The organism is Saccharopolyspora sp. NPDC050642 (assembly GCF_040654735.1).
Classification (GTDB): domain Bacteria; phylum Actinomycetota; class Actinomycetes; order Mycobacteriales; family Pseudonocardiaceae; genus Saccharopolyspora; species Saccharopolyspora elongata.
Map to the genome: position 1 here is coordinate 104,820 of NZ_JBFAIN010000027.1, position 6,546 is coordinate 111,365.

A 6,546-nucleotide genomic window follows, 5' to 3' on the forward strand; every position below is an offset into this window, starting at 1 on the left:
TTTCAGAATGATGTTGTGAGTTGGCGGTAGCAGATCAAGACGCATCCGAGTTGGAGGAGCCCGAGATGGATGTCGGCTCGTCGTTCGTGGCGGGTGCGGAGTCGTTTGAACTGGTGCAGCCAGGCGAAAGCGCGCTCCACGACCCACCGGACGGAGCCGAGGCCGGATCCGTGATCGGTGTTCTTGCGGACGATACGCTGGACGATTCCCCGTTCCCGCAAGGATTTTCGGTGGTGGTCGTAGTCGTAGCCGCGATCTCCGTAGAGCCAGCGCGGCCGCTGCCAGGGTCGACCGCGTTTGCCTCGGATCGTGGGCAGGGCTTCGACAAGCGGGATCAGCAGGGTGCTGTCATGACGGTTTCCGCCAGTCAGCGTGACCGCCAGCGGTATGCCGCCGCCTTCGGTGATCACATGGTGTTTCGAGCCGGGACGAACCCGATCGACGGGCGAGGGGCCCGTCGCCGCCCCCCTTTCAGCGCCCGCACATGCGAACCATCCACCACCGCGGTATCCAGATCGAGCCGATCCAGGGCCCGCAGCTGGTCCAGAAGCAACTCGTGCACCGTTTGGAAAGCCCCGGCCTCGGTCCAGTCCCGCAACCTCCGCCAACAGGTCACCCCGGAGCACCCGGCGACCTCGCGCGGCAACTCCCGCCACGTGATCCCGGTCTTGAGCACGAACACGATTCCGGCCAGCGCCGCTCGATCGTCGGCCGGCAACCGCCCCGGATGCCGACGGCGACGTGGCGGACGTGGTAGCAGCAACGGTTTCACGCGCTCCCACGAGCCCTCTGGCACCAACTCCTCGATCACCCGAACAACATGCCGAATGCTGATCAACCACAGACATCAGACACACCGATCATTCTGAAACGAGTTGTAAGCCCGTGAACGGAGCAAATCACTCCCGCCGGGCCGTCGAGATCACCAGCACACCCAGTGGCACAAATGGCTGCGAAGCTGTTGGTTGCGCTGCTCTTCGCTCATTAATGGTCCAGATCGGACCAAGGTGCATAGACGTGGCGCTAGGAAAGTGAGACTCCTAGTTCGTTTTCCATCGCGGAAGTGAGGATGCCTTCGACGCTTTGGCCTGGGAACTGGGCAGTGCGTACGGAGCGTTGGATGAGGGTTCCGTCCATGACGACCAGGATTCTCCACGCCGCGAGTTTCGGTTCGGGTGCGTTGAAGACGCCGGCGTGGTAGCCCCTTTGGATCAGATCTGCGAGTTTGCTGACGCTGCAAGCCGGGTACTTCATCGTCGCTGTGCGCGCCCTCGGTCTCGCGGCAGGGCCCATGGGCGGGTTCGACGCTGCCGGTGTTGATGCCGAGTTCTTCTCCGAGGAGCAGTGGCGATCGATCCTCGTGGTGAACATCGGCCATCCCGGCGAAAACCCGTGGTTCGATCGCCTGCCCCGCCTTGACTCCGCCGACATCGTCCGCTGGGCCTGAGATCCTTCTCGCCGCGCAGACGACGCTAGTCCCGCGGCATCGAAACCGCTACGAGGTGAAGATCAATGACTGACCTGCGGCATCACCGTGTCAGCGTCAACCGGATAAAGCTGCACTACGTCGAGGCAGGTGCAGGACCCGCAGTCGTTCTGTGCCACGGCTTTCCCGAACTCTGGTACAGCTGGCGCCATCAGCTCCACGCCTTGGCGCAGGCGGGCTATCGCGCCATTGCACTCGACATGCGTGGCCACGGCGAATCCGACGCACCCATCAAGATCGAGGACTACGACGTATGCCAAACGGTCGGCGATGTCATCGGCTTGATGGACCTTCTGAGCATCGACCGGGCCGCGCTGGTCGGGCACGATGCCGGCACGTCGACGGTCTACCACGCCGCCCTGATGCGGCCGGATCGGGTGCGCGGCGTCATGGGGCTCTCCGTGCCTTATGTTCCGCGTGGACCGCTGAGCGTTCTCGATGCGTTCGACAGCGCGGTACCGGACGGCTTCTACATGCATTACTTTCAGAAGCCCGGCGTTGCCGAACAGGATCTGGAACGCGACATCACCGAAAGCCTGCGCCGCCTCATCTACGCAACTCCGGCCAGAACGCACATGCTCCGTTCACCATGACGGTGCCAGAGGGGAGCACTCTTGTCGACGAACTGCCCGCGCCGGACGGCCCCATGCACTTCCTCTCCGAGGCCGATCTCGATGTCTATTCGACTGCGTACTCGCGCACCGGGTTTCGCGGTGGACTGCACGGTTACCGAGTGTTCCAACGCAACTGGGAGCTCACCGCCGCGTGGCACGATATGGCGTTGCCCGTGCCGGCTGCCTACGTCGGTGGGGCCTTGGACACCGTACTGCAGTTTCCGGGATTCCGTACCGCAGCAGAAGCCATGGGCCGAGCCACCTTCCTCGATGGTGCGGGGCACTGGGTTCAGGCGGAACGTCCTGACGAGGTAAACGAAGCGATGCTGTCGTTCCTGGATTCGTTGCCAACCTAGTGCTTTCGCTATTTCCTTTGCGTTAGTCATTCTTTCAGAATGAGGCGAGGTTCTGGGCGGAGCCGCAGAGTACAGCGGCTCACCTGGAACTGCGGCAGTGTCGCGATCTCTAGGCCGGGTCGGGGTCGAACGGCGTTCGCAATCGGCGCATCCCGGCATCGCTGTGGTCAGCGATTGGGTGATGCTGCTCGGGGATGGCCCGGGAGTGTTCGGGTTCGGCGAATTGGACCGGACTCACCGCGCTCGGGCCACGGGTGCACCCGCCGAAGGCCGGTTCCGGGTGGGAGACCCGGTCGGTGACCGGCAGATCGCGGCGCCGTCGGCGTGGGTGGTGCAGTGGTGTTGATGTGGTGATGGCATTCCTTCCTGTCCCGTGGCCGATCCAGTCCACCGCCTGGTGGCGGCAATGCGGATCGATGCGGGCAGTGTGCGGAGGGCGACGAGGCGGGGTGGTGCGCTCGCCGAAAGTCCGGTGGCTCCCCACCCGAGTGGGTGAGGAGCCACCGGAGAACAGAGAGGGTTGTCAGACCACGCGCACGAGGTCGGCCTGCGGGCCCTTGGGACCCTGGCTGACCTCGTAGGTCACCTGCTGGTCCTCCTCCAGGCTCCGGAACCCGCCGGCATCAATCGCCGAGTAGTGCACGAACACGTCCGGCCCGCCCTCGTTCGGAGCGATGAAGCCGAAGCCCTTTTCCGAGTTGAACCACTTCACGGTTCCGTTGGTCATGCGTGTCTCCTCCTGGGAGCTGGGGTATGACGGGCGACCACATCGTGCGGAGGCCCGGGCCGGGGGATCTCAGACGGCGGCTAACTCCAGCTGCGACCAAAGAAAGAAGCTCGCCCGCATCAACATCCTGCGAGCATGCACAAAAACACGAACCCAGAAACAACGGCCACCACCGACTCTACACGCCACTCGGCCGCCGTCAACCCAGACGCTGCGACGATCGCCAGCTGTGCGGCTCAGGGCCCGGCTTGGCGTGTTCGGCGAGTGGGTCTTCGAGTCTGGTGATCCGACACGCAGCGGCGCCCGGGGTGCCCTAGTCGACCCGTTGTCAGGCACGCTCTGGCCCGCCGCAGCTGACGGCGGGAAAACGGCGACGTCCGCCCTCCGAGCGCTGCGGGACGGTGCCAACGGTCGCATCGCTTCCATGGCATCTTCAGGGAGCACTGGACGTCTCGGCGCGCGCGAGATCACGTACGGGATGAAGGTCGTGGCCGCCCGTGCCTGACCGCGTTGATGGCAAAGGGGACAGGTCCTGCGCCGCTGACTTGGGGGCAGCGCTCGATGAGTAAAGGCAGCCGGACGACCATGCTTGGGTAGTCCTGGTGAATGGGCGTCCCGCTCGGCATGCATTGAGCTCTATCCGGGAATAGTGTTTCCCTGTCGCCCTGCCCTGAAGCATCTCAGACAGCTGAATTGAGGAGATTGCTCGGGGTGGGGCTTCATTCACGTTTTCCGCGTCGAAAGGCCACGCAGTGCGTGAAAGACTCACGATCACACTTTCGGTGACGATCACGACCGATCCTGTCGCTTGGTACCACGCGCACGGCGCGGACGCCGGTGTTGACCTTCCCGCCTACCTGCTCACCAGCCTGCGGGATCTTCCTCGGATCCGTGCCACCGGCAGCGGAGTCCGGCTGGCCCATCTCAGCCGGCGCGGGCGTGGTGCCGCACGCCAACTGCCTCAACACCGTTCGCCGGACCCACAGCCATTCCTCGGCGAGGTCAGCGCCATCAATCGGCACCGAGCAAGGCGGCACCGGCTCGACACAGAAGAACATTCGTCGCTGACTTGCCTGCTGTCGGACATCGCGAATCCTCTGCTGAGCCTGCTGCGAGGTGCCAACGCGCAAATCCCGCAGAACCCATCCGGGAAGTACCTGCGATCGGCTTGACAGCAGTCAAGCCTGATTGGGCGGTCTGATGGTCCAGCTATTCAGAGCGTCCCTGATACCGACCGCGGCGGTTCCGACGCTGGCGTCTGCGGGAGCTCCGCTTGATGGCCCCTCGGCCGCAGCACCTCGGTGGCTTCTGGCACCGCGGCATCAGTCGCGATGAATGGCTCGGGCCGAGCAACCTGGTCGAGTCAGACCGGTTTCGGTGCTCATGTGCTTCTTCTTTAGCCCCTTGTGGGTGATCATTACCGGGGGCGCCCGGCGAGCGTAACGCCGGTGGCGTGGTCTGCGATGGCTTAGCAAGATCATGTGTTCGGAAGTGGAAGGGGCAGCACGGCCATGGCTGTCGGGGGTGGGTACAGCGCGGTGTCATTGGTGGATCGGTTGCGTTTTGCCGGGCTGGTGTTGTGGGCGATCTCGCTGCCGGTACTACTTCCGCTAGTTGTCATGTGGTTGTTCGGCAACCCGTGACTCAGCTCGTCGCTTTCTCGTCGCGACCTCGGAGTTGCCGAACCCCACGGCTTCGTGGTTCGACGCTCGAGTTGATGCTCAGCGGGTTGGCTGTGGGCGCGTACCGCCCGTCCGCGGTCAACGCCCTGCGGGACATGACCTACGACTTCACTGGTGACGGTATGCGGTGGTGACTCCGGTGGTGGCTCCCTTCGATGTAGCCGCCTTGGAAGTCGGTTCGGCGTCCGGCGGGACCGGGTATTCGTTGCTGGTGGGGTAGCCCAGCCAGGATGTTTCCCAGCCGAGGGCGCTCCAGTGCTCCCGGATGGCTCTGTAGATGAGGTGGGCGTCGGTGGTGGGTGTCCAGTAGATGGAGGTGTTGCGGGTGAAGTGGTTGTAGCGACCAATACCGTCGGGCGTGCCCAGTTCGTCGGTGGTGGGGTAGACGCAGGATGCGGCCGGTGTGGTGAAGGTGGTCCTGCCGCCGATCGAGGCATGGGATTCCTCTGGTAGCGGCGACAAGGCGCCTGCGATGACCGGTGGCCGCTACGAGCTGAGCCAGGACGGACCACAGTGGATCCTCACCGTCGCGATCGATGAGAAGTGGCTACAAGCGCCGCAGCGGCAGTATCCGGTCTTCGTGGATCCGACGATGTCGTTCGGTGGCGTCGACTCGTGCGCTTACCGCTCGGATGGGGATGAGTGCGCGAACCGCGGGCTGCGGGTAGGCAACAGCCCAGGCGGCGGGTGCTACGTACAACCGCAGTGTGTTCAATGTGGACTATTCGCCGTTGTTCGGTAAGACGGTGGTCGGTTCGCGCCTGGATGTCTGGAAGGTGCCGGGCTACGTCGGGTCGGTGAAGTCGTGGAACACCGACCTCTACCACGCCCCCGGTTTCGACTTCAACAGCGTGGGCGGCTACGTCGCCAGCACCTACGTGGGGGGATACCGGCCAGTTCTCCGGGGAGGGCCTGGCCGGGTTCATCGGCTACCTGGTGGAGCGGGGAGACCCGACCGCGTGGTTCATGCTCATCGGCCACGAGCAGGCCGGAGTGTGGACCTACAAACACCTCGACGCGACACTGCTCGTTCACGTGGGATCGGCGGCCGCCGGCCGCGCCAATGGTCGCCCCGGCGGTCAACGCGACGGTGACGACCACAACACCGACCTTGCAGGTGGGGGCCGTGTCGGATGCCGATGGGGAGGCGGTGAAGTACTGCTTCCGCGTCGCCACCGGCCCGGACGCCAAGACCGGTGTGGTGGTCGAGCCCGGCTGCCTGGACACACCACAGTGGACCGTCCCACCGGGGTGTTGCAGGACGGTGTGGCCTACACCTGGCAGGTCACCACAGTGGCGAACCTGACCAGCACGACCTCGTCGAGGGTGGGGCATGTCAAGGTCGATCTGCGCATCGGTAACCACGGCCCGTCCCCGACCGATGACGTCGGGCCTGTCGAAGTGAACCTGGCCAACGGCAACATCTCCACTCAGGTGTCCTCGCCGTCCAAGGAGGCGCTCGTGCTGGAGTTCCTGAAGCAGCGCGATGCGCGGTGGCGGCGAGCGCTCGTCGACTACGCGGGAACAGCTGGTAGAGGCGCTTGAGCGACACCCCGGAGGCTTTGCGCACCGCATCCATCCCCACCACTCGCGCGGCGTGATCCACTCCGGTCGGGAAGACCTGACGCCGATCAAGCAGGAGCTCGCCGGGTTCACCAACTCCAGCGGGATCACCGGCGGG

The 6,546-nt window shown here is 64.5% G+C and carries 6 protein-coding genes and 2 pseudogenes; 5 read left to right on the forward strand and 3 right to left on the reverse strand.

The features are described 5' to 3' along the window. Nucleotides 1–2 precede the first annotated feature (2 nt). Nucleotides 3–811, reverse strand: a protein-coding gene (locus tag AB0H93_RS31385; RefSeq protein ID WP_358577374.1) for an IS5 family transposase whose coding sequence is annotated in 2 segments (ribosomal slippage) — nucleotides 3–472 and nucleotides 472–811 — 810 coding nt in all. Because the reading frame shifts where the segments join, the coding sequence is not laid out codon by codon here. A gap of 411 nt (nucleotides 812–1,222) precedes the next feature. Between AB0H93_RS31385 and AB0H93_RS31390 the strand changes: the two are divergent. The 3 genes and pseudogenes from AB0H93_RS31390 to AB0H93_RS31400 all read left to right on the forward strand — a co-directional run. Then, a pseudogene (locus tag AB0H93_RS31390) lies at nucleotides 1,223–1,447 on the forward strand (nitroreductase family protein); the annotation flags it as partial. A 65-nt stretch (nucleotides 1,448–1,512) separates the two neighbouring features. Further along, entirely contained in the window at nucleotides 1,513–2,079 is a 567-nt protein-coding gene (locus AB0H93_RS31395; RefSeq protein ID WP_358577376.1) for an alpha/beta hydrolase, read from the forward strand. Then, nucleotides 2,076–2,456 carry a hypothetical protein gene (locus tag AB0H93_RS31400; protein ID WP_358577378.1) on the forward strand — a complete coding sequence of 127 codons (381 nt, stop codon included), beginning with the start codon at nucleotides 2,076–2,078 and terminating at the stop codon, nucleotides 2,454–2,456. Before AB0H93_RS31395 ends, AB0H93_RS31400 begins: the two co-directional genes overlap by 4 nt. 523 nt (nucleotides 2,457–2,979) lie before the next feature. Here AB0H93_RS31400 and AB0H93_RS31405 read toward each other — a convergent pair. Next, a complete protein-coding gene (locus AB0H93_RS31405) occupies nucleotides 2,980–3,183 on the reverse strand; it encodes a cold-shock protein (RefSeq protein WP_358577380.1) in 204 nt (67 codons plus the stop codon). A 782-nt stretch (nucleotides 3,184–3,965) separates the two neighbouring features. Here AB0H93_RS31405 and AB0H93_RS31410 point away from each other — a divergent pair. Continuing rightward, nucleotides 3,966–4,355 (forward strand): hypothetical protein, encoded by a 390-nt coding sequence (locus AB0H93_RS31410; protein WP_358577382.1) that lies wholly within the window; start codon nucleotides 3,966–3,968, stop codon nucleotides 4,353–4,355. Between the two features lie 610 nt (nucleotides 4,356–4,965). Here AB0H93_RS31410 and AB0H93_RS31415 read toward each other — a convergent pair. Beyond that, nucleotides 4,966–5,249: pseudogene (locus AB0H93_RS31415) on the reverse strand (hypothetical protein); the annotation flags it as partial. A gap of 849 nt (nucleotides 5,250–6,098) precedes the next feature. Here AB0H93_RS31415 and AB0H93_RS31420 point away from each other — a divergent pair. Next, a complete protein-coding gene (locus AB0H93_RS31420) occupies nucleotides 6,099–6,410 on the forward strand; it encodes a hypothetical protein (RefSeq protein WP_358577384.1) in 312 nt (103 codons plus the stop codon). The last annotated feature ends 136 nt before the right edge of the window (nucleotides 6,411–6,546 follow it).